General features: G+C 61.7%; 26 protein-coding genes. 18 read left to right on the plus strand and 8 right to left on the minus strand.

From position 1 onward, the window contains the following. Nucleotides 1–135 precede the first annotated feature (135 nt). Nucleotides 136–714 carry a hypothetical protein gene (locus tag JQS30_RS04040; protein WP_213172107.1) on the plus strand — a complete coding sequence of 193 codons (579 nt, stop codon included), beginning with the start codon at nt 136–138 and terminating at the stop codon, nt 712–714. Here the strand turns inward: JQS30_RS04040 and JQS30_RS04045 are convergent. From JQS30_RS04045 to JQS30_RS04060, 4 genes are all read right to left on the minus strand, one after another. Next, entirely contained in the window at nt 652–1,224 is a 573-nt protein-coding gene (locus JQS30_RS04045; RefSeq protein ID WP_213172108.1) for a hypothetical protein, read from the minus strand. The genes JQS30_RS04040 and JQS30_RS04045 overlap by 63 nt on opposite strands. Before the next feature lie 301 nt (nt 1,225–1,525). Further along, nucleotides 1,526–2,236, minus strand: a complete 711-nt coding sequence (locus JQS30_RS17780) for a TauD/TfdA family dioxygenase (RefSeq protein WP_213172109.1) — start codon at nt 2,234–2,236, stop codon at nt 1,526–1,528. A gap of 535 nt (nt 2,237–2,771) precedes the next feature. After that, nucleotides 2,772–3,347 (minus strand): hypothetical protein, encoded by a 576-nt coding sequence (locus JQS30_RS04055; protein ID WP_213172110.1) that lies wholly within the window; start codon nt 3,345–3,347, stop codon nt 2,772–2,774. Nucleotides 3,348–3,351: 4 nt separating this feature from the next. Beyond that, nucleotides 3,352–3,987 (minus strand): hypothetical protein, encoded by a 636-nt coding sequence (locus JQS30_RS04060; protein WP_213172111.1) that lies wholly within the window; start codon nt 3,985–3,987, stop codon nt 3,352–3,354. 272 nt (nt 3,988–4,259) lie between these two features. Between JQS30_RS04060 and JQS30_RS04065 the strand changes: the two genes are divergently transcribed. The 3 genes from JQS30_RS04065 to JQS30_RS04075 all read left to right on the plus strand — a co-directional run bounded on the left by JQS30_RS04065 (nt 4,260) and on the right by JQS30_RS04075 (nt 6,776). Then, nucleotides 4,260–5,066, plus strand: coding sequence for a hypothetical protein (locus JQS30_RS04065; protein ID WP_213172112.1), 807 nt, complete (start codon nt 4,260–4,262; stop codon nt 5,064–5,066). A 44-nt stretch (nt 5,067–5,110) separates the two neighbouring features. After that, the gene (locus tag JQS30_RS04070; protein ID WP_213172113.1) at nt 5,111–5,830 is read left to right on the plus strand and encodes a class F sortase; all 720 of its coding nucleotides are present in this window, start codon (nt 5,111–5,113) and stop codon (nt 5,828–5,830) included. Nucleotides 5,831–6,194: 364 nt separating this feature from the next. Continuing rightward, nucleotides 6,195–6,776 carry a DoxX family membrane protein gene (locus JQS30_RS04075; protein ID WP_213172114.1) on the plus strand — a complete coding sequence of 194 codons (582 nt, stop codon included), beginning with the start codon at nt 6,195–6,197 and terminating at the stop codon, nt 6,774–6,776. Nucleotides 6,777–7,009: 233 nt separating this feature from the next. Here JQS30_RS04075 and JQS30_RS04080 read toward each other — a convergent pair whose 3' ends face one another. Then, entirely contained in the window at nt 7,010–7,696 is a 687-nt protein-coding gene (locus tag JQS30_RS04080) for an IclR family transcriptional regulator (RefSeq protein WP_343076172.1), read from the minus strand. 64 nt (nt 7,697–7,760) lie between these two features. On the opposite strand from JQS30_RS04080, the gene leuC reads away from it, so the two are divergent. From leuC to JQS30_RS04095, 3 genes are all read left to right on the plus strand, one after another. Continuing rightward, nucleotides 7,761–9,326, plus strand: coding sequence for a 3-isopropylmalate dehydratase large subunit (gene leuC / locus JQS30_RS04085; protein ID WP_213172116.1), 1,566 nt, complete (start codon nt 7,761–7,763; stop codon nt 9,324–9,326). Between the two features lie 76 nt (nt 9,327–9,402). Then, complete coding sequence (gene leuD / locus JQS30_RS04090) at nt 9,403–9,999, plus strand: 3-isopropylmalate dehydratase small subunit (protein ID WP_213172117.1); 597 nt, start codon at nt 9,403–9,405, stop codon at nt 9,997–9,999. Between the two features lie 489 nt (nt 10,000–10,488). Continuing rightward, nucleotides 10,489–11,127, plus strand: coding sequence for an HU family DNA-binding protein (locus JQS30_RS04095; protein ID WP_213172118.1), 639 nt, complete (start codon nt 10,489–10,491; stop codon nt 11,125–11,127). Between the two features lie 580 nt (nt 11,128–11,707). Here JQS30_RS04095 and JQS30_RS04100 read toward each other — a convergent pair. The 3 genes from JQS30_RS04100 to JQS30_RS04110 form a co-directional block, all read right to left on the minus strand. Continuing rightward, nucleotides 11,708–12,601 (minus strand): NUDIX hydrolase, encoded by an 894-nt coding sequence (locus tag JQS30_RS04100; RefSeq protein ID WP_213172119.1) that lies wholly within the window; start codon nt 12,599–12,601, stop codon nt 11,708–11,710. A gap of 205 nt (nt 12,602–12,806) precedes the next feature. Then, a complete protein-coding gene (locus JQS30_RS17265) occupies nt 12,807–13,052 on the minus strand; it encodes a cold-shock protein (protein WP_246498040.1) in 246 nt (81 codons plus the stop codon). Nucleotides 13,053–13,061: 9 nt separating this feature from the next. Further along, nucleotides 13,062–13,274 (minus strand): hypothetical protein, encoded by a 213-nt coding sequence (locus tag JQS30_RS04110; RefSeq protein ID WP_213172120.1) that lies wholly within the window; start codon nt 13,272–13,274, stop codon nt 13,062–13,064. A 503-nt stretch (nt 13,275–13,777) separates the two neighbouring features. Between JQS30_RS04110 and JQS30_RS04115 the strand changes: the two genes are divergently transcribed. The 11 genes from JQS30_RS04115 (at nt 13,778) to JQS30_RS04165 (ending at nt 22,412) form a co-directional block, all read left to right on the plus strand. Further along, nucleotides 13,778–14,662, plus strand: coding sequence for a lysophospholipid acyltransferase family protein (locus tag JQS30_RS04115; protein ID WP_213172121.1), 885 nt, complete (start codon nt 13,778–13,780; stop codon nt 14,660–14,662). An 11-nt stretch (nt 14,663–14,673) separates the two neighbouring features. After that, on the plus strand, nt 14,674–15,687 hold the full coding sequence (locus JQS30_RS04120) for an NAD(P)H-dependent glycerol-3-phosphate dehydrogenase (protein WP_213172954.1): 1,014 nt from the start codon (nt 14,674–14,676) through the stop codon (nt 15,685–15,687). After that, a complete protein-coding gene (locus tag JQS30_RS04125; RefSeq protein WP_213172122.1) occupies nt 15,684–16,763 on the plus strand; it encodes a D-alanine--D-alanine ligase family protein in 1,080 nt (359 codons plus the stop codon). The genes JQS30_RS04120 and JQS30_RS04125 overlap by 4 nt, the downstream gene beginning before the upstream one ends. 151 nt (nt 16,764–16,914) lie before the next feature. Beyond that, on the plus strand, nt 16,915–17,613 hold the full coding sequence (locus JQS30_RS04130) for a class I SAM-dependent methyltransferase (RefSeq protein WP_213172123.1): 699 nt from the start codon (nt 16,915–16,917) through the stop codon (nt 17,611–17,613). Between the two features lie 205 nt (nt 17,614–17,818). After that, on the plus strand, nt 17,819–18,433 hold the full coding sequence (rpsD, locus tag JQS30_RS04135; RefSeq protein ID WP_213172124.1) for a 30S ribosomal protein S4: 615 nt from the start codon (nt 17,819–17,821) through the stop codon (nt 18,431–18,433). Nucleotides 18,434–19,071: 638 nt separating this feature from the next. Next, a complete protein-coding gene (infA, locus tag JQS30_RS04140; RefSeq protein ID WP_213172125.1) occupies nt 19,072–19,293 on the plus strand; it encodes a translation initiation factor IF-1 in 222 nt (73 codons plus the stop codon). A gap of 27 nt (nt 19,294–19,320) precedes the next feature. Continuing rightward, nucleotides 19,321–19,434 carry a 50S ribosomal protein L36 gene (gene rpmJ / locus JQS30_RS04145; protein WP_213172126.1) on the plus strand — a complete coding sequence of 38 codons (114 nt, stop codon included), beginning with the start codon at nt 19,321–19,323 and terminating at the stop codon, nt 19,432–19,434. A gap of 203 nt (nt 19,435–19,637) precedes the next feature. After that, nucleotides 19,638–20,012, plus strand: coding sequence for a 30S ribosomal protein S13 (rpsM, locus tag JQS30_RS04150; RefSeq protein ID WP_213172127.1), 375 nt, complete (start codon nt 19,638–19,640; stop codon nt 20,010–20,012). Nucleotides 20,013–20,050: 38 nt separating this feature from the next. Then, nucleotides 20,051–20,449 carry a 30S ribosomal protein S11 gene (rpsK, locus tag JQS30_RS04155; protein ID WP_213172128.1) on the plus strand — a complete coding sequence of 133 codons (399 nt, stop codon included), beginning with the start codon at nt 20,051–20,053 and terminating at the stop codon, nt 20,447–20,449. Between the two features lie 21 nt (nt 20,450–20,470). Then, entirely contained in the window at nt 20,471–21,097 is a 627-nt protein-coding gene (rpsD, locus tag JQS30_RS04160; RefSeq protein ID WP_213172129.1) for a 30S ribosomal protein S4, read from the plus strand. 265 nt (nt 21,098–21,362) lie between these two features. Then, nucleotides 21,363–22,412: a DNA-directed RNA polymerase subunit alpha gene (locus tag JQS30_RS04165; RefSeq protein ID WP_213172130.1), complete on the plus strand. Its 1,050-nt coding sequence runs from the start codon at nt 21,363–21,365 to the stop codon at nt 22,410–22,412. The last annotated feature ends 3 nt before the right edge of the window (nt 22,413–22,415 follow it).

Below are 22,415 nucleotides of genomic sequence, written 5' to 3' on the forward strand. Positions count from 1 at the left end.
TATGACGTGGACCTAACAGTTCTACCGTTCGCCCAGATAGCGGCACAAGGTCTCCGATCGCGGACTGAAACCGAGGTGACAGGAGCCCAACTCGATCGTTACGCTTGGTCCGCCGCATAGGAAGGGAGACAGCGCATGGGACGTAACCTCACGAAGTTCGTTGAGGCAGCTCAGCCTGTCAAGTACATGGGCGGCTTCGACTACGCGCTGGTGCACTGCCCGCGATGCGACGACATGGCGATTCGCCGAGAGTGCCACGTGACCTGCGGGTCATGCGCATACACAGACAGGTTGAAGCGAAAACCCAAGGTCAAGCCGGTTGAGCCTTCCCAGACCGTCATGTGCCCCGAGTGTAACCGCTATGTGGGCACCTATAGATCGGACCTGCGGCTGCATCGACTGCGCTGTCGAGGCTGCGGTTGGGCCAAGGAACCGACCGCACGCCAGTGGCCGGTGCCGAAGCGCCATAAGCGAGCACCGCTCTGGCTCGATATTGATTTCCGCGGCAATTCGCTGTGGGCGTGGAACGATCAGCACCTGAGCTTCATGGAGGCGTACGTCGCCGCCGGGGTGCGGGACGTCAGCCCGTCTAACAGCACCATCGCGAGCAGGCTCCCGGCATGGATCAAATCCGGGAAGAACCGTGAGGACCTACTCCGGGCGCTGGCGAAACTGCGGGCACGACTGCCAGAGAACATGCCTCCGACAATCTAGGAGCGGAGGTTTCCCCTTGCGGACTAACGTTCTCGGTGCAGCAAACACGGTGGCGCCTGCATTGAAGGACGCTTCGGCGTTTTCACTCGTCTCGAAGTAGTAGACGCCGTCTCGTTCGTGCCCGTTGTCGACGGCGTAGATCCATTCGTTGAGGAGCCAGAGATCATTGAACTGGTTGATACCAACGTCGGGGCGCACATCGAACGCGAGGTAGTCGCGGTCGAACATCAGCCCGATTGCTTGGCGGACCGCCGGCCTGAACCCCAGGTCGCCCGTGAGGTACTCACGTGCGGCCTCACCCGACTTCCTGAATACCGATTCGGGAAGGGCTGCTACATCGATCGAGAGCTCCTCGACGACTGTCGGTACGAGTTCGCGGATCTTGTATACGGAGTCCTTCGATAGACCCGCCAGTTCTGCCAGCGCCTCGGAGTCGACGCCGCAGGTCAGCGCGTGAGCGGCATCGAGTTCGTGGAGGTAGTCCTCGATCGCGCGTCGCAGTCTTTCCACCGTCTCATCCTGGCCGGGGGAGGACCGTTGCCGCCACCGATTGATGGGATCAGCCCGTACGAGAGACTGCAGCGATGAGCCTCCGTGAGACAGGTGCCGATCCTAACTGACGTACGTCATTGATCCATCGCGCTTCAGCCAGCTTGGGGGAAAGTGAAACCTTCTCGCCTGAAACAACCGCACGCAAGATCGTCGAGGTGTCTCGTTTGCCCTCCAGGGTTGTGGTCAACCTGTCCAGGACCGTGAAGGTTTCCGCAGGGAGCGAGAGGGAAAGTTTCTCATCTTTCTACCGGGAAATGGCCTATTCAGGTGTTTCCCCGGCGGGTCGATAACCGCCGTCGGGCAGGCCCCAGCGGCTGGGATCGCTGGAGGAGTGACGGACCACGAGAAACCGCCCCGACCCTTCCGGATGAAGCAGAAGCGCCTTTACTCCGAACGTCGCCGGCTTACGGATCTTCCACCACGGCCGTATCCCCGGCGCGATCGCACAGAGGATCGGGGCGGGGAGGCAGCTGTGTCTTATTGGGCGATTATGACGGACTTGAAGTGCGGGTCGTCGTAGCGGTAGCGGACCATTCGGCGCGTGCCCGCGAACGTGGATCATCGCTCGGTTGTCGACGACGAGCAGGTCCCCAGGCCGCCACCGGTACACCACCGCAACCGCTTCGGAGAGAACTGCTTCCACCTCGGCGTACATTGCTGCCTCCGACAATGAAGGCGGGAGCGGTCCGCAGACCGTATTGGTCGCAAATCCAGATCGAAACCGCAGGGTCAGCCCGTGCGCTGGATCTTCGACGATTAGGGGATGAATCGTGGACGTCGGCCGCCAATTGGTCGAGTACGCGATGCGGACCTGGGCCAGCTCAGTCGCGACTTCATCAGAGCGCGGGCAGCGATCCGGCCGTCGTAGAGGCAGGTTGTACTGCCGCTGGCTGATGTGTCCAAGCATCCGAGTGCGAAGTGCCGCAATGGTTCGGGCTCGTCCAACTGCTCGGTGTGGCGGGGCAGCCATTCCTGGGAACCATGCGCTTCAATCACGCGAACTCTCATCCATGCAGCTCCGACGTGCGCACCGAACCGGACTGCGGCTTCGATCATGCTGGCGGTCATGATCTTGTGCCTCTCGAGGGCTTCGAGGATGTCGAAGTCTCGCCTGGTCAGGCGGTTGGTTATTTCGTTGAAGCCGCCTGTGTTCGTACCGGGGGTCCGCTTCGCGCACATGCTGCTTTTCACCGCCTTCCCGTTGCGGCGGAGTCGGTCTCGGCGATGAGGGGTGCTGTGAGACGGGCGTGCTGGGCTCTTCCCTGGGGGTATAGGTGCCCGTACGTCTCCATCAGGCCAGCCATGACAAAGACCACCTTTGGTGGTCTTTTTTTGTGCTGCGGGCAGCACGACTGCTGGGTTGTGGGGCGCGCAGAGCGCGCGTAGGTGGCCTATCTAGGTTCGAGTCCTGGTACCTCGCTCATAGCAAGGACCGCTGAGGGTGGCCTTTTGTGCTGCGGGCAGCACGAATACCACCCCTACCCAAAACACCGAGCCCGTTCGACCTACATGAACCCGCGGGCTCGGTCGTGTTCTGGTGCCACCCCGCCCACTGGCGGCACATAGTGCATCTCGTCGGTGCGGTCGATGCAGCCGGTGTAGACCTCGAAACCCACTTTGCCACCGGCGAAGAACGCGATCGCGAGCCCGTCGTCGCGTGTCAGACCCAGTCGTGAAAACTCCCCGGTGCCGTCGGTGCGGTCTACATCGACCTCGTAGCCAAGGTCGTTCCAATGTTCGCGCAAGACCTCGGCGTAGCCTTCGCGCTTGCTAGCCTCGTCCCAGTCTTCGGCCACCAAGTAATACGTCAGCTTGAGTTCGACGAATTCCTTGTGTTCGTCGAGGCCCTTGAGCCCGCCATAGCAGCCACTGATGCCCCAGACACGTTCGCCGAAGCCGGGAAAGTCCGGCAGCGGCTCGATCGCTTCGGCCACCAGGGATTCCATGACCGGGATCGCCTCGGTTTGGTTGTAATCGGAGCTGCGCTGCGGGGAATCGTCGAAGAACCCGCAGGCGCTGGCCGTCGTTACCAGGGCTGCCGCTGCGGCCGCGCCTAGGAGGCGTTTGGGGAGGAGTCGCATGAGATCAGTTACCTCCACTCAAGTCGATGCCCTTGGAGACAGTCAGGTCAGCCGAGTTTTGTTTGACGGTCATCCACACGTCCACCTCGGGTATGTCGTATCGCAGACCGATTGGTTCGAGGTCTTCACCTTCGGGGTCCCAGTTCTGAGCGAGGTTGTCGCTCACCCAGTCTCCTAGGGCGGCCGCGTCAAGCCCGTCGATGCCCGCCCCTGCTGCGCAGTCGGTCAAAAACGTGGCGATCTGGTCGATGGAGGAGGGCTCCGCACGCATCCCCCTACCCGCGATATGGCGGCAGTTAATGGTCAACATGTCGGCGTCTTCGGTGGTGGTGGCGTGTGCTCGAAACCGGTCGCCGCCGCCGTCGCCTTCTTCCCACACCCAGTACAGGCGCTGGGCCCCATTCAGCCCGGTCAGGGCTTCGTCGCGTTCGGCCAACCAGTGCGATCCGTAGGTTGCAACCGCGTTGCGCCATTGCTCGATGTCGGACCCGGGCAAGGTCTCGAATGGGGGTGGGTCGGGGATGTCGTAGCGCTTGAATTCGCCGCCGGTGGCGCAACCCGACAGAATCCCGGCGATGATCGCCGCCATGGGGATTGCCAGGCGGGGATGCCTGGCGTGGCGGTGTGAGTGGTTCTCCATAAGCACAGGTTAGTCCAGCTCGTCCCCTTGAGGTGAATCCAGCGTGGAGAGGCTGGCCAGCCGCAGTCCATCAAGATTGTGAGCGTTACTCGCCCATCCGGGGTGGTACCTGTCACGAATACCTAGTGAACAACATCGGCCGACCCGGAAGGGCGCCCCCGGTCGGCCATTGACAAAACGCATTCATGTCAGCTCCCCGCGAGGGCGCTGACCGCACCGTTCACACATGAGGTCGGGCATCGTGCCCTGACCCAGATGGGTAGGAGATTCCCGTGCGTACAAGTATTAAGAAGCCGCTGGCGATAGCCGGTGCCATCAGCCTGGGCGTTCTGTTTTCCGCAGGCGGGGTAGCTCAGGCTCAAGAGGATGACTGGGACGACTGGGCGGTCTTTCAGGCCGACTTGCAGCCGCTCAATAACCAACAGGGATGGGGCGAGGCCTGGATCGAGTTCGACGGCGACCAGAACGAAGCCACGATCTCGATTTCCTACGAAGGGCTTGCTGAGGAATTCGACGGCGGACCCTTCCCACACGCTCAGCACATCCATATCAACGGAAATGGGGTCTGCCCCGACGAATCCGCTGACGAAGACGGCGACGGCCTCATCTCGACCACTGAGGGGCATCATGCCTACGGCGACGTGGGGACCTCGCTGACAACCGAAGGCGATACGTCGCCTGACTCCGCCTTGGCGATCGACCGCTTCCCGGGCGGTTCCAACGCTGACTATGAGCGCACCATCGTTCTCGATGATGAGAACGCCGCGCAGGTGTGGGAGGAGAACGCCGTGATCGTCATCCACGGTGTCGACCCCACCCTCATCAGCGAGGAGGCCGCCGAGAAGGAAAGTGACCTGGACCCGGACCTGCCGATGCCGGCAACCGCTCCGGCTCTGTGTGGCTCGCTGTTGGCCTCACAGATGGGACAGATGCCCGAGGGTGCTCCTGACACCGGTGGTGGGTTCATCGCCGAGGGCAATGCGGGTCTGATGTTCGGTGCCGCCGCCGCGACTTTCGTCGCCGCCGTGCTGGCCGCTGGCTATGCGCTGCGCACTCGTAGCGTCACTGGCTCCAAGTAGAGAGGTCGCCATCATGACCGGAATTCGACGGTGGTGTCGCCACCATGAGTGATTCCAGTTTCATGGCTCGCCTCAAGGAGAAGGGCCGTCGGCGCAGTGTCATAGCTGGCGCGGCGGCCCTGCTTCTCCTTGGACTTACCGCGGCTCTGGTGGGGATCGCGGTGAACATAGACGGCGACATATCTGGGGAAGCCCGCAGTGACATCACGGCAACCGAGGCTCCGGGCCCAGATGCCCGTTCTGATGCGGGCCAGGCGGATGCGAGAGATACCAGTTCCAGCGGCGAAGTGTTGGGGGCTTCGGCCCCGATCGCTCTTGACATCCCCGCCATCGATATCACCGCTTCCCCGTTGATGCGGCTGGGCCTGCTACCGGACCGGCATGTGGAGGTGCCGCCGTACGAGCGAAATTCTCGCGCCGGATGGTATGAGCACTCGCCGTCCCCCGGTCAGTTGGGGCCGTCGATCATCTTGGGCCATGTGGATTCGCAGGAGTTCGGACCGGCCATTTTCCACGATCAGCATGAGCTGGCCAAAGGGGACGAGATCCGCATTGAACGTGAGGATGGGATCACGGCTGTTTTCGAAGTCGACCGCACTGTCCAATACTCTAAGAACAATTTCCCAAAGAGAGAGATTTACGGAAATCTGGATCACGCGGGTCTGCGTTTGATCACGTGCGGGGGATCGTTCGACTTGGACGCGGGAAGCTATGAGGACAATGTGGTCACGTACGCGACATTGGTCGACTCTTTTAAGACGTGAGTGAATCCGGCGGCCGTTGTCTATCCGATGATGCCAGTTGAGCCTGTAGCCGACGGCGAGTACTCCTGTGGGGCAGGGTGTCTGTGTCTCACAGGAGTACTTTTGTGTCCGTTTCAGGGGTTGTTCCGCACGATGGGAAGAAGCGATCTTTTTGCTTAAGTATATTTACAGTAATGAATCTTTCGAGTTAGACTGAGGTCGACTTCAGTCCGGCGTCAATGCGGATGCGCGGTGCCGAGTCGGGGTGTTCCGCACCTGCTGGCATCGACGGTGATGCCATCGACTCTCGGTGCCACCGCAGTCTCGCGGCCCGGGCCGAAGTTAGGGTACCCTTCCTCAACCCTGCTCGTGGAAGATCACGCCTATGACCAACACCTCTTACCCCCTGACCTCTGCAAACCCCCTCGACGAAGACATCTCGGCGGAAAAAACCGACCCCGAAGCCGACCGGGCCTCTCAGCCGCGAAGACCCGGAGGGCGCGTCCTGGCACTCGTACGCCTCGCTCTCGGGTGGCTGTTCCTGTGGGCCTTCCTCGACAAGCTGGTCGGCCTCGGCTATGACACCGCCTCAGGCTCCGCCTGGCTGGACGGAGTCAGTCCCACCGCGGGGTTCCTCGGCAGCCGTAGCGGTCTGCTCGGAGAGCAATTTCAATCCATGGTGGGCAGCGCATGGGCCGACTTCGCCTTCATGGGCGCACTATGTGGCCTGGGCCTAGCTTTGATCCTGGGGATCGGGCTGCGCATCGCCGCCATTGGTGGAACATTGCTCATGCTCCTCATGTGGGCGGCCATGCTTCCGCTGGCCAATAACCCCTTTATGGATCAGCACATCATCTACGCGCTGGCGTTGATCGCCCTCGCGGCCACTAACGCGGGGCACACCTGGGGCCTGGGGCGCCCCTGGGAGAACAGCCGTCTGGTGACGACCCTGCCCGTGCTGAAGTAAGGACATGGCCGCGGGGGAGGAGGGACGGCCATCCGTCGCCTTCCCTCAGCGGGTGGGGTCGGTCCCTTGGCGCCAGCCGCCCCATCGCCAATCCAGCGCCCATAGCGTGATGGGGCCCCGCATCTAATGCGGGGCCCCATCATCGCGTCCTTATGTGCGGCCTGGTGCCTGAGCTCATTGTCGATGATGTCTATAGCGTGCAGCTAATGTGGTGAGTTGGCCAGGTGGCCTCATTACAGGCCCGAGAGTTTCTGCCCCGCGCGAACGACGGCCATCGCCAGGCGCTCGCCTGGGCGCCGGCCCAGCCGCTCCAGCGGCCCGGAGACCGAAATCGCGGCCACCACGCGACCGGTCTTGTCTCGCACAGGGGCTGAGACACTCACGACACCGGCTTCGCGTTCGGCTACCGACTGCGCCCAGCCGCGTCGACGTACTTCGGCCAGCGTCTTGGAGGAGAACCGGCACTTCGGAAGCATCGGGAGAATCGCCTCGGGCGGCTCCCACGCCAACAACACCTGTGCCCCTGATCCGGCGGTCATAGGCAGTACGGCTCCCACTGGCACAGTGTCACGCAGCCCGGAGGCTCGTTCGGCGGCGGCCACACAAATGCGCTCGTCGGCTCGCCGTCGGTATAGCTGGCTGGATTCGCCGGTCTGGTCTCGCAGCATGTTCAAGGCCGGTTCGGCCGAGGCCAAGAGGACATCCGCAGTGGCTCCAGCCAGCTCGGAGAGCTTGGCACCGGGCCTCCAGCGGCCCTCGTGGTCCCTTTGTAGCAGTCCGTGGGCTTCTAGGGCTTGTGCGAGCCGGTGCGCGGTCGCGCGCGGTAGACCCGTCTCGTGGACAAGCTCTGCCAGGCTCGCACCGTTCGTACAGGCAGTGAGGATCAACACGGCCTTGTCGAGAACCCCGACCCCGCTGATATTATTTCCCATAACTTGAACCTTACCGTCCATTATTTGAGAAGCAAAGGGAATGGTACTAGAAATGTCATCTACACCACGCACCCTGGCTGAAAAAGTTTGGGACGCCCACGTGGTTCCCACGCGAAGCGGTCCCGTGGGCACTTCCAGTGACCACGCCACCGACAGTCGTCACCTCGCCGCGGACACCATCCCAACTCAGGACAGTGCTGCCGCAGCGGCTGACGTCGCCGGTGACCGGGCTGAACCCACGGGGGATAACAGCCATAACGGACCCGATCTGCTGTATATAGATCTGCATCTGTTGCATGAGGTCACCAGCCCGCAAGCGTTCGAAGGCCTGCGAATGTCCGGACGCGATGTCAGGCGAACGGACTTGACCATTGCCACTGAGGACCACAACACGCCCACCGACAACCTCACGACGATCGCCGACCCCACATCGCGCACTCAGATCGAGACCCTGCGCGAAAACTGCGCCGAGTTCGATATCCGCCTCCACCCACTGGGAGACGCCGAACAAGGGGTTGTTCACGTCGTAGGACCGCAACTGGGCTTGACACAGCCGGGGATGACCATCGTCTGCGGCGACTCGCATACCTCGACGCACGGGGCGTTCGGGGCGCTGGCGTTTGGCATTGGCACCAGTGAAGTCGAACATGTGCTGGCCACCCAGACCTTGCCTCAGCAACGTCCGAAAACCATGGCGGTCACGGTCAACGGGCGGCTGCGACCCGGGGTCAGTGCTAAGGATCTTATTTTGACGCTCATCTCAACGGTTGGGACGGGGGCCGGTCGTGGTCACATAGTGGAATATCGGGGGGAGGCCATCACGTCTCTCACCATGGAAGAGCGCATGACGGTGTGCAACATGTCGATCGAGTGGGGTGCCAAGGCCGGGCTGATCGCACCCGACGACACGACATTCGCGTATCTGCGCGGTCGTCAACACGCCCCCGAAGGCGCCGCATGGGACACGGCCGTAGAACACTGGCGCACCTTGCGCACCGACCGCGATGCCCAGTTCGACGCCGAAGTGGTCCTCGACGCGACCCAGATCCGTCCCTTTGTCACCTGGGGCACAAACCCAGGCCAAGGCATCGCCTTGGACCAAGCCGTCCCGGACCCGGCCGACTTCACCTCCGAATCCGAACGGCAAGCGGCCGAACAGGCCCTGAAGTACATGGACCTCACGCCCGGCCAACAGCTGCGTGAAGTAGACATCGATGTTGTCTTTGTCGGCTCCTGCACCAACGGCCGCATCGAAGACCTGCGCGAGGTCGCGCAAGTGTTGCGCGACCGCAAGGTCAGCGACAGCGTCGAAATGCTGGTCGTTCCGGGTTCGGCCCGGGTACGCCTACAGGCTGAGACCGAAGGGCTGGACCAAATCTTCCTCCAAGCAGGTGCCCAGTGGCGTTTCGCGGGCTGTTCGATGTGTTTGGGGATGAACCCGGATCAGCTGCGACCAGGCCAGCGTGCCGCGTCCACGTCGAATCGCAATTTCGAAGGACGCCAAGGACGCGGGGGACGCACGCACTTGGTCAGCCCGGCAGTCGCGGCGGCAACTGCCGTTGCGGGACACCTAGCCTCACCCAGTGACTTGCCGCAGCGGCAACCTCTCGCCGCCTAAACAGTGACCGGTCCTAGACGGGCGCACCAGGCCGCGCCCCGCAGACAGTGCGCTCGATAGCGCAGAGGAGTTCATCATGCAAAAGTTCAATGTGCACACTGGGCAGGCGGTGGCCCTACGGCGTTCCAACGTCGATACCGACCAGATCATCCCGGCGGTCTACCTCAAACGAGTGGCCCGCACCGGCTTCGAGGACGCCTTGTTCGCCTCCTGGCGCGACGACCCCGAATTCGTGTTCAACCGGCCCGAATCGGCTTCGGCGACGATTCTGGTGGCGGGAGAGGAATTCGGCACCGGCTCGTCGCGCGAGCATGCCGTCTGGGCATTGCAGGACTGGGGTTTCCGCGCCGTGATAGCCCCATCGTTTGGCGACATCTTCCGCAATAACGCCCTCAAGGGTGGTCTCTTGACGGTGGAACTGCCGCACGAGGCAACCGAACAACTATGGGAGGTGGTCGAATCGGACTCTGAGCACCGGATCACCGTTGACCTTCTCGAGTGCCTGGTCCGTGCCGCAGAGCGGTCGTGGTCGTTCACGATCGACAACTTTGCCCGACAACGGCTTCTCGAAGGGCTAGACGACATCGCGTTGACGCTGCGGCGGCAAGGCGACATCGATTCCTTCGAACAGGGGCGCGCTCCGTGGTTGCCTCAGACCCTCCAGAGGGCCTAAGAGCTCCTAATAGGTTTCGCTTCCTACTGCGGTGGTGTGCTGTCGCGCCTGGCCGCGTTGTCGGCCCTTGTTTAGATCCAGCGGGTACGAACAAGAACCTCCGCCTCCCCAGGCACTGACAACACACCATCCTCGCTGCGGCTCAAACCAGTGAGGAGCTCCAAGACACACACACCTAACCGGGAATTCCGCAGGCGGCCCACGATGGACACGCCGGGCCGAATCCCCTCTCCCAGACCCGCTTCTGAGTCGGGTCCCACTCGCCTAATCGGACCCTCCCACGCGGCAAAGACAGTGCGTGGGAGGGTCCGTTATTGCGAGAAATACCGCCCCACAGGCACTTTGGCGAACAGAAAAGTCGCATTAAATATAAAAATCTTTGCGACACAATGGTTTTTTTCTCGATATAGTTGCGTTCCGAATATAAACGCCATAACGTGCGCAATGAGGCGTGTTAAACGCCATCGCAGTATCGGGAGGGAAGTACACGTGAACAAGGCAGAATTCGTAGCCAAAGTGGCTGCGCGAACCGGGGACAAGAAGGCGGCGCAAGAGGTACTCGATGTTGCGCTGGACGAAATTCAACGCGCCGTTTCCAAAGGACAGAAGGTTTCCTTCGCCGGATTCGGAGTCTTCGAGAAGCGCGCCCGTGCCGCACGTATGGCCCGCAACCCTCGAACGGGGGAAGCTGTTCGTGTCAAGAAGACCAACGTCCCGGCCTTTAGGCCCGGCCAGAACTTCAAAGAACTCGTCACCGGGCAGCGCAAAGCCGCCAAGGTGGCCAAGAAAGCCGCCAAGAAAGCACCGGCAAAGACAGCGGCTAAGAAGACCACCGCGAAGAAGGCCACCAAAAAGACCGCTCGAGGGGCGGCCGCTGGCACCCGCAAGGTGGCCACTCGCAAGGTAGGTGCCACAAAGAAGGCCGCCAAGAAGGCACCGGCGAAGACCGCGAAGAAGGCCGCGGCCAAGAAGACCGCCAAGAAGGCCGCGGTAAAGAAAACCACTCGCAAAGCCGCGAAAAAAGCCACACGGAAGGTCGCGCGCAAGACCACAGCCACGAGTGCGGCGAAGAAGGCTGGGGCTCGCAAGAAAGCCACTCGCAAGACTGCCGCGCGTGGGCGTCGATGAACCTCGCACGGGTCACCAGAGGGCATTCACAAGCCGCGTGGATGCCCTCTTTTTATGTCTGAGAACGACTCAGAAACCCATTCGTGCCGACCCTTCTCAGCTATGGGCGGCCATTCTGCACGAGCAAAATGCGGCCGATAATTATCCCCTGATTGGGTGACAATTGATCTTGCGGAGCTGATGAAAAGAAGCAGAAAATGATCAATATCGACCTTCGTTGCTTCCCAAGGACTTCGCCATCCCAGACAGCATCGCCACCGACTGACTGTCGACTGACACGATTCAAACCCGGCAATGAAGTCACCGCGAGGCCTCGATCAAAGCAGCTCTTATCAGCCCGAGGCATCCATAGAGGCTTAGGCACAAGACGCCTTCGGCGTTCTCGTCGGTCCGTTTACCTGCGTAAACTTCGCCTCTTGCGGACTTGAACTCGCGCCTTTGCCTAAGCCTCATAGATTGCCCAGAAGCAACCGGCCGGCTGGAATGCATGCGCGAGCCCATGTCCACACTCAGCGGCCGCGACGACATGCGGATCAGCAACGGCCCACAGCTGGCCATCAAAGCCCAGCGCGCGATCCTTCTAGCGGAGCCGTTCGGCCCTGATGAGGCGCTGGCCGGCGAACGACAGCACCCAAGCCCCGCCAGGAGGAGTGGAGACATTCGGAACCTCGAGCCCGTCCTCATCGGCCAAGATCGCCAGACTATCGGCGATAGTGGCCGGCTCGGCGCACACAAACGACGAACCGCCCACGACCGCCAGTTCCCGAATGCGCTGTCCTGAGCGTTCCGGATTGCGTGAGTGTGCCTCGGCGTCAAAGATCGAGTCCCCATTGACCGAATAACGGTCGGTGGCGGCGGCTTCAGTGGTCTGCACGCACGCCCGTGCCGTAGCTGTCAGGGCCATCCTGGGCCGGTAGAGGTTTGCCAGTGCCGCCAACGCCTGAGCGCTCTTCTCTCCTTCGAGACTCAGCGGGCGTGTTACTTCCGGTCCTGGGAAGTTCGTTTCGACAGCGGCGGGAGCGGCCACGATCACCGTCGCCGTCACGGCCGGGATCGCCCCGAAGGCAGCCAATGCTTGTTGATCACGGGGTCGGGTGAGAATGTGGCGGGCGCGGGCGAGACTGACCCAGGCGCGTTGGCCGATTTCCTCGTCGGCGACGAATTGGGCGTGTGGTTGTTCGGTGCGCATGGACCAAAAGTCGACGGTCTTGAACACGTCGGGTTGGTCGGGATTTTGCAAAATGTAGCTAGCTTGGGTCAGCCACACTTGCGGGATGACCGGGACTCCGGTCTCCTCTTCCACTTCGCGGCACGCGGCGGTCAGCGGATGTTCGTCGCCATCGAGTTTGCCTTTGGGCAATGACCAATTGCCCACGCTGGGCCGCCACACGATCGCCACTTCAAGTTCGCCGCCTTTGCCTTCGCGCCACAGAAGGCCACCGGCAGCTGCCACATGCCGTTGTTTCGATCTCACCTTGTAAACGATAATCGAGAGTGATCTGCGCCGCATCCTTCACACGGGCGATTTTCAAGGGAATGTGGGTAAAAGTGGCTAGTGTGTCTGGTCGGGGTGGCTTGGGATCGCTTACCTCAGGGCAACAGGCAACGGCAGCTAGACAACCTGTGTCGGTCAGCCTTCGGTGCGTTCATCAGTGGTGAGGACCCGATGGGTGAGCCGTTTAGCCGATAGTGGGCACTCTCACGGCGCTCACGTCCCCGTGTGAGTCCAGTTCGAGATCAAGGCGCTGTCCTGGGCGCAAAAGTCGGAGCCCGGAGGCGGCGAAGGCCGCCGCGTCGAAGTCGACTTGGCGGCCGTCGTCTAGGATCGCGCTGCCGATGAGGGCGCGCGAGGGGTCATTGCTCGCGGTGCCTTCCGGCACATGGGGTTCGAAGCGGGCTACGGTGCCTTGCACGATGCGCGACATGTCGATGCCCTACTGGTAGTCGATGCGCTTCTTGCTGTTGCCGCCGCCGATTTTCTCCTTGGCCTTGTAGCCGATGAAGACGATGCCGCCGACGATGAGTGCGACCCAGGCGAGCCAGACAATGGCTCCGAGGACAGCAGAGAGAATTTTGAAGACCAGCCAAGCCGCAACAATGATCCCGGCTACCGGGAGAACGAGCCAGGCCAGGAGACGCAGGTTCATAAGAACTCCAATAATTTCGACGTCATCGTGACTACATTATGACATCATTTGGTGGGGCATGCAAACCAGTTGCCATCGCGGATCGCCCGAGGAGCTCCCACCATGGCGCCGAAGGCAACGTCGGCAAGCGCGAACGTGTTCATGTGAAGTATGACGGTTGATCCCCACCTTAGCCGCCGGGAACTGTTCGGCGCAGTATCTGACCCAGTAGAGTGCATCGAGCAGGTGGCTAATGCGAGAGGCACCTTCGGCGTACTCGGCGGTTTGTTCACCAGCCGTGAACTTCGTCTCCGGTGGCCTTGACTGTGCACTTTGCATAAGCTTCCAGGTCAAAAGCTGACGGGCTCGCGCTAGCGAGCACGCACTGCGGTCGGCCGGCCCGCGCCGCGCCGTCGGCGCGCACGGGCCCAGGGGTGCTTCACTCGTGTGGCCGCAGCTTTGAGACCGATGCGCGCGGCTTAGCCACGTCGCTGTCACAGCCAGTTTTGAGCAAGGAGAGACAGGTGCCCGACACCCCAACCGCCCCGGGGAACGACGCCAAAAAGTGGAGGCGTCCCCGAGGGTCTGAACGCCGCAGCTTCTGGCTGTGCTTCGCCGCCGCTATCGTGCTCCCCTCAATGAACATCCTCACTAGGCGACAGTGGCGCGGCATGGAAAACATTCCGCTCCAAGGACCGCTCATCTACGTGGTCAACCACTATTCGCACTTCGACCCGATGGTCATCGCCCACTTCGTCTACAAGAGCGGACGGAGCCCACGTTTCCTGCTTAAGGAAAGCCTGACCCGCGTTCCGGTACTGGGCAAAATCATCCGCAACACCGGCCAGATTCCGGTGCATCGAGGCACTGTCGACGCCACCAAGGCGCTACAAGCGGCCATTGACCAACTGCGGGATGGCAAAGCCATCATCATCTATCCGGAGGGCACCACCTCCAAGGAACCCAATCACTGGCCCATGCGCGGCAAGACCGGGCTCGCTCGCCTCGTGGCCGAGACCGGCGCGACAGTGGTTCCCGTCGCCCAATGGGGTTCACTGGCCTTTATCAACCCGCTGGCCAAGAAACGCCGTTTCAAGTTCGGTTTGCGTCGACCGGTCACCGTAGTGGCCGGAGAGCCGCTCGACCTGTCGCCGTGGAAAGGCAAGGAACGCACCTCGCTGACCGAGATCACCGATTTCGCGATGGAGGCGGTCCGCGACCAGCTTGCTCAGATCAGGGGAGAGGAAGCGCCAGCGCTCTACGAGTATCACCGCAAGCGTTCCGCAGCGGGCTCCGGTGAGTCTTCAGCACCCGCGTCGCCGCAGACGGTGGAATCGGCTGCGGAGGACGGCGAGCGCGCGAACAATGAAGGCAACGACTCAGGTTCGGAAGGGAAGAGCGCCGAGTGAAAGCCGCTGTCATGGGTGCCGGTTCCTGGGGCACCATCTTCGCCAAGATTTTGGCCGACGCCGATACTCCGGTGACCATGTGGGCGCGACGCGAGGAGGTCGCCCGCTCTGTCAATGAGGAGCATCGTAACCGTGAATACTTCCCCGACCTCGTTTTGCCGCAGGGCGTGCGGGCCACCACCGACGCTCATGTGGCCCTGAGTGACGCCGACTTGGTCGTCTTCGCCATCCCCAGCCAGAGTTTGCGCACCAATCTGCCTGAGTGGAGACGTCACTTCGTCGCCAAGAGCGATCAAGGGCCGGGCACGACGTTGCTCAGTCTCATGAAGGGGGTCGAACTGGGTACTCTCAAGCGCATGAGCGAGGTGATCGTCGAGATCTCGGGCTTGCCCGCGGATCAAGTCGCGATTGTCACCGGCCCCAATCTCGCACCTGAAATCGCCATGGAACAGCCCACCGCTTCTGTCGTGGCCTGTACCGACCACGCCCGGGCCGTGGCCGTCCAAGAGGCTGTCACCACCTCCTACTTTCGCCCGTACACCGACACCGATGTTATCGGTTGTGAACTGGGTGGAGCGATCAAGAATGTGATCGCGCTCGCCTACGGGATGGCCAGCGGGCTAGGCTTGGGCGACAATACGAAAGCCACCCTGATCACTCGTGGCCTCGCCGAGGCGACCCGTCTCGGGGTCCACCTGGGTGCCGACGCCGCCACCTTCGCCGGGCTCGCGGGTCTGGGCGACCTCGTCGCCACCTGCTCCTCGCCACTGTCGCGCAATCACACGTTCGGAAAGCAACTGGGCCTAGGCCGCGATCTGGCGCAAGCCCAGGCCATCACCAAACAGACCGCCGAGGGCGTCAAGAGTTGTCGTTCTATTCGCGGCCTTGCCGCCAGTGTCGGCGTCGAGATGCCAATTTGCGAGCAGATCGAACGGGTCTGCTACGAAGGTGTATCTCCCAAGCAGGTCGTCGCCGAACTCATGGCCCGCCAAACCAAACCGGAAAAAGAGTTAGCACAGGTATGAACTACCACACCGATTCCCTGGCCGTCGCCGTTTTCATGGGTGGCCGCAGCGTTGAGCACCCGGTCTCCTGCACCTCTGGCACCGGCGTCGCCGACGCCCTCACCGAGGTGGGCCATGAGGTCCACCGCATCGGGATCACCCGCGAAGGCGCTTGGGTGCTGCTGGACAAAGAGCATTCCCGCCTCGTCATCAGCGATGGCGTTATGCCCGAAGTCACGCTCGATTCCGGTACGCCCGTGCGGTTGTCGACCGATCCGGCCGGGCCGCGCCTCATTGACGCCCAGGGGCGAAGCGTGGGCCATGTTGACGTAGCGTTCCCCGCTCTGCATGGGCCCTGGGGCGAGGACGGTACCATTCAGGGGCTTTTCGAGATGGCCTCCCTTCCCTACGTTGGTTCGGGTGTCCTCTCCTCTTCCCTGTGCATGGACAAGGGGTTCACCAAGCGCATTCTCGCCGCGCACTCGGTCAACCAAGGTCCCTATCTGGCCATTGGCGCGCACGAGGAAGTCGACCTCGACGCGGTGGCCCAACAGCTGGGATTCCCGCTGTTCCTCAAGCCCGCCCGCGCAGGCTCAAGCCTGGGCATTTCGCGGGTGACCTCGAAGGATGGCCTCCCAGACGCAATTGCCAAGGCCCGCGCCGTTGACGACAAACTCGTACTCGAGTCCGGGTTCGAGGGTGTGCGCGAGGTCGAGGTGGGCGTCTTGGAACGCTTCGACGGCGGGCTGGACATCAGCTATCCGCTTGAGGTATTGGAAAAGGGAGCCGAGGGCTGGTTTGACTTCGACGCCAAGTATTTGGGTAGCCCTGAGCCGTTTAATCTGCGTCCGGACTTCCCCGAGGGGGTGGCCGAGGAATTGCAAGAGATGGCCCGCACGGTCTTTCGGGCGTTGGATTGCCGCCATTTCGCTCGGATTGACGGTTTCCTCGCCCAAGACGGCAGCGTCTATCTCAACGAGATCAACACGGTGCCGGGTCTGACGCCTATGTCTGGTGTCCCGCAGGCGTTCTCCAAACTCGGCTTCGCCTATACCGAGATCATCGACCGGCTGGTGCGACTGGCGGCCCGCCACTAACCCAGCCGCACCGTTGCGGGAGAAGGCAAACGCCCGCAACTGTGCGGTCAATGGTCGCCCCCGCATCGGCTAGTCCAAAAGGCGGGAACGTGGCGTAGCGCTGCTAGGCTTCGACCTTCACAAAGAGCGAACCTCGTGAAGGTGAGGCCCCATGCAGGCAAACGACTATGACAGCTTCGCTAAAGCCTATTCGGCGGACAATGAGTCCAATCTCCTCAATGGTCACTATGAACGACCCGCGATGGTGAACCTCGCCGCAGACGTGAACGGTAGACGCATCCTTGACGCCGGGTGTGGGTCTGGGCCACTGGCAGCGGCACTACGTGACCGTGGTGCCATCGTGACCGGATTCGACTCCAGCGTGGAGATGGTCAAGCTGGCCCGACAACGGCTGGGTGAAGACGTTGAGCTTCATGTTGCCGATCTGGCGCAGCCGCTTCCGTTCGGCGATGGCGTGTTCGATGACGTCGTCTCATCCCTGGTCTTGCATTACTTGCCAGATTGGAGCGCGGCGCTGGCCGAACTGCGGCGAGTGCTGCGGCCCGGGGGCCGTCTCATCTTGTCGGTGCATCACCCCATCATCTACAAGATGATTAACCCCGAGACTGACTATTTCGCGCTCACCGAATGGTCGGACGACTACTCCTTCGATGGCCAGCGCGCCACTTTGACCACCTGGCACCGGCCCTTGCACGCGATGACCGATGCGTTCACCGAGGCGGGCTTTCACATCCGCGTCATTAGCGAACCGCCTTTCGCTCCGGATACCCCCGCAGAGCTCCTGCCGCCACATTTGCGAGACCGGAAGGCGTTCTTGTGCTTCATTCTCTTTGTGCTGGAAGCTCACTAGGAGCTGCTCGTCCCCGTGGTCGGTCTGGCCTGCGGGGAGGTGGGTCTTTGGAAACGTGCCCGGACAGGCGCGTCCAATCTCCCACCCCTGGTTGCCGCTTCTGTGGTTGAGCTGACCCCTGGGGAGGCGGACGCGACTCCTACTCCACCTTAAGATAGGTTAGGTTTACCTAATTAAGGTTTACCTAATTTAGATTGGAGTTGAGGTGAGTCAACCTGGACCGAAGGTCAAGCGTTCGCGGGCGCTTGGCATTCCACTCACCCCCAAGGCTGCCAAGTACATGGACAAGCGCCCCTATCCTCCGGGGCAACATGGCCGCAACCGACCGGGGAAAGCCTCTGATTACAAGATCCGGCTGATGGAGAAACAGCGCCTCCGCGATCAGTACAACATCAACGAGCGGCAGATGCGCCGCGCCTTCGACGAGGCGACGCGCAAGCCCGGCAAGACCGGCGAAATCCTCGTCAGCTTGCTGGAGCGCCGCCTGGACGCCTTCGTCTTGCGTTCGGGATTCGCTCGCACGATCTACCAGGCGCGCCAGTTCGTGAGTCACCAGCACTTCCAGGTCAATGGGCAACGCGTCAACATTCCGTCCTACCGGCTGAAGCCCGGCGACTTCGTGCAGGTGGTTCCGGCCAGTCGCCAGAAGCCGCCGTTCATGTACGCCATGACCGGGGGATGGGCCGGGGACGGCCAGACTCCGAAATACATCGAGGCGCACTTGGAGGGGCTCATTTCGCGGCTGGTGGACTACCCCCAGCGCGCGGATATCCCCGTTATTTGTGAGGAACAACTCGTCGTGGAGTATTACTCCCGCTAGCGCAACCGGCGGTGGATCGTTGCCTACGCCTCGTGGGGTGTTTGTGCCAGCTAACTTCTCCTCGGGCCGCCTTGGCGGCGGGTCACCGGGGAATGCGGGCCAAAAACGTGGTCCGCGCGAAGTGTGGAACGGCCCGGCGGCCAACTGATCGCGCCAGGGCCGCGACATCGCCGCCGCATGGGGCGTATCCGAGCCGCGCGTCTTGCAACTTTTGCGCTAACTAGCAGGCGGAATCGAAGGTCGGGCCCATTGCATGAGGGACCGGCCTTCCCATGTGCCCGGTGCTTTCCTCCTCGACTCCAGGCATCCACTCTTGGGCTGTCAATGCGTCGCGGACGAGTGACACACAGTGGCACCCGCCGCAATAGTCAGTGCCACCGTGTGGTGTGAGTCCCTTTTGCAAAGGGGCTGTTGTCTTGTCAGGCCCACGAATTCACGACCGACTGTGACGTTTTCACGGTGGCGCGCGTTACGTCGTCCCCGCTGGTGGTGCGTTCTGCGCAGGGGGTAAACTCGTCCAGTGGTGTGTGCCGTCCATTCACGTTTCCTGACGCGCTCCGTTGGAACGTGACGCGGCTGAGACGGGACATATCAGTAATCAGAAATATCGGATCCTAGATGTCACGGTAGCGGAGGACATGCCGAAAAAAGACGGTGCCATCGAGATTGAAGGCAAGGTCGTAGAGTCCCTCCCGAACGCAATGTTCCGGGTGGAGCTCAACAACGGCCACGTAGTACTTGCTCACATCAGCGGCAAAATGCGGCAGAATTACATCCGCATCCTCCCGGAAGACCGGGTGGTTGTGGAGCTTTCGCCATATGACCTGTCACGCGGTCGGATTGTCTACCGTTATCGCTGACCCGACTGACTCACAAAAGTAGGGCTCGTGAAAGTAAAACCGAGCGTCAAGAAGATCTGCAGCTCCTGCCGAGTGATTCGCCGTCACGGCCGAGTCATGGTCATCTGCTCCGACCCGCGCCACAAGCAGCGCCAGGGTTAAACAGAGCCAAACCTCGCAGGCAGCAGCGTGCTTCTTAACAGGACGCAATTGCCATAAGCGCAAAACTAGGTAAAGAGCTTTTGTCGGCACTTTCGGAATCTCAAAGTTCGAGTGTTATACCTGCGGCTCGGAGGCCGCAGCTCCACTGTGTGTGGAGACAGACGAAGGCTAAGACCTCCGATTAAGCAAGGAGCACACCAAACATGGCACGTTTGGTTGGTGTCGATCTCCCGCGCGACAAGCGCCTGGTGATCGCACTCACTTACATCTACGGCGTGGGCCGTACCCGGGCAGTAGAAACCTGCGAAGCTACAGGGCTGGACCAAAATAAGCGGGTCCACGAGCTCTCTGACGCTGAGCTCGTCGCGCTGCGCGACCACATTGAGAACAACTTCCGCGTTGAAGGTGACCTGCGCCGTGAGGTGCAAGCCGACATTCGCCGCAAAGTTGAGATCAACTGCTACCAGGGCATTCGCCACCGTCGTGGCCTGCCGGTGCATGGACAACGCACCCGCACGAATGCCCGTAGTCGCAAGGGTCCGAAAAAGACCGTCGCCGGTAAGAAGAAGGCCCGTTAAACGGCCCGCTTAGCTTTCAGGAAACAGGAGCGCAGTTAATGCCACCTAAGACTCGCGGCGGAGCCAAGAAACTCCGCTCGAAGAAAAAGAATGTGCCCCATGGGCACGCTCACATCAAGAGCACCTTTAACAACACCATCGTGTCGGTTACCGACCCCACCGGTGCTGTGGTCGCCTGGTCCTCTTCTGGACAGGTCGGCTTCAAGGGCTCTCGTAAGTCCACGCCGTACGCCGCGCAGATGGCCGCCGAAGCCGCCGCCCGCCGCGCGATGGACAACGGCGTTCGCAAAGTTGACGTTTTCGTCAAAGGCCCCGGATCTGGTCGTGAAACCGCGATCCGTTCGCTTCAGGCCGTCGGCCTGGAGGTCGGGTCGATCACTGACGTGACCCCGCAGCCACACAATGGCTGCCGTCCGCCCAAGCGGCGGCGGGGCTAGGTAGAGGAGGAGAAGGAAAATATGGCCCGTTATACCGGAGCTGACTGCCGCCTCTGCCGGCGTGAAAAGCAAAAACTGTTCCTCAAAGGCGCTAAGTGCGAAAGCCCGAAGTGCCCGCTGGAACGTCGCCCCTTCCCGCCCGGCCAGCACGGCCGGAACCGGACGAAGGAATCCGAGTACCTGCTGCAGCTGCGCGAAAAGCAGAAGACCAAGCGCACCTACGGTGTGCTGGAGCGCCAGTTCCGCAAGTACTACGAGGAAGCGACTCGCCGTAAGGGCAAGACCGGTGAGACCCTGCTGCAGATCCTGGAGTCCCGTCTGGACAACGTGATCTACCGCGCTGGGTTCGCCAAGTCGCGCGACCACGCTCGCCAGCTGGTCACCCACGGCCACTTCCTGGTCAACGGTCGCAAGGTCAACATCCCGTCCTACCGTGTACGTGGCAAAGACATTGTCTCTGTCCACGAGAAGTCGGTCGAGATGACGCCGTTCCTGGTCGCCCGCGAGGACGCCAGCAACGCGACCCCCCCGGCGTGGATCGAGTCCATTCCGAGCAAGATGAAGATTCTGGTTCACTCGCTACCTTCGCGTCAGGTCATCGACACGCAGGTGCAAGAACAGCTCATCGTCGAGCTCTACTCGAAGTAATCGTGCTGGCCCGGTCCGCCGGGCAGCGATCTTCGCAATCGTGCTGGGTGCGGCCCGTCCTCGGACGTGCCGCGCCCGCCATCGACATCGTCTCGGCGGTGTCGTCAAGCCATCGGGCCGCATCGGGGCGGTTTCCTACCAGGTTCTTGGAGGCTGAGTCGACGCACGATCGACTGGCCAAGGCACCTGGGGCAGGTTCCCACCCGAGCGCAGCTCATTGTTAAGGCGTCATATAGCGGATGCCCTGAACAAAAGGAATTCATCAGTGCTTATCACTCAGCGACCCTCTCTGGCCGAGAAGGCTCTTTCGTCTACCCGGTCACAGTTCACCATCGAGCCGCTTGAGCCAGGCTTTGGCTACACGCTGGGCAACTCGTTGCGTCGCACCTTGCTGTCGTCCATCCCGGGCGCCGCAGTCACCTCGATCAAGATCGACGGTGTCCTGCACGAATTCACCACCGTCCCCGGCGTGAAGGAAGACGTCGTGGAAATGGTGCTGAACATCAAGCAGATCTGCGTGTCGTCGGAATCGGACGAGCCGGTGACGATGTACCTGCGCAAGGAAGGCCCCGGCGACGTTACCGCCGGAGACATCCAACCTCCCGCAGGTGTCCAGGTTCACAACCCGGACCTGAAGCTCGCCACGCTCAACAGCAAGGGCCGCCTCGACATGGAGTTCGTGGTGGAACGGGGTCGCGGTTACGTGTCCGCGCAGCAGAACAAGCAGCCCACGAACGAAATCGGCCGTATCCCGGTCGACTCGATCTACTCGCCGGTGCTCAAGGTCTCCTACCAGGTGGAAGCCACCCGTGTGGAGCAGCGCACCGACTTCGACAAGTTGATCATCGACGTGGAGACCAAGGCCGCCACCAGCCCGCGCACCGCGATGGCGTCGGCCGGTTCCACTCTGGTGGAGCTGTTTGGTCTGTACCGCGAACTCGACACCGAAGCTGAGGGCATCGACGTCGGGCCCAGCCCGGCTGACCAGCAGCTGGCCGCCGATCTGGCGCTGCCGATTGAGGACCTGGAGATGACCGTTCGGTCGTACAACTGCCTCAAGCGCGAAGGCGTCAACTCTGTCGGAGAGCTCATCAACCGTACCGAGGCAGACCTGCTCGATATTCGTAACTTCGGGCAGAAGTCCATCGATGAGGTCAAGATGAAGCTCGCCGGAATGGGCCTGGGACTGAAGGATTCCCCCGGTACCTTCGACCCGGCGGAAGCCGCCGCGGCCTATGAAGGTCCTGGTCTTGAAGCCGATGAGTACGAAGACGACGATGACGGCGAAGACCTACGCGAGACCGAGCAGCTCTAGGGC

It is taken from the genome of Natronoglycomyces albus (assembly GCF_016925535.1).
Taxonomy (GTDB): domain Bacteria; phylum Actinomycetota; class Actinomycetes; order Mycobacteriales; family Micromonosporaceae; genus Natronoglycomyces; species Natronoglycomyces albus.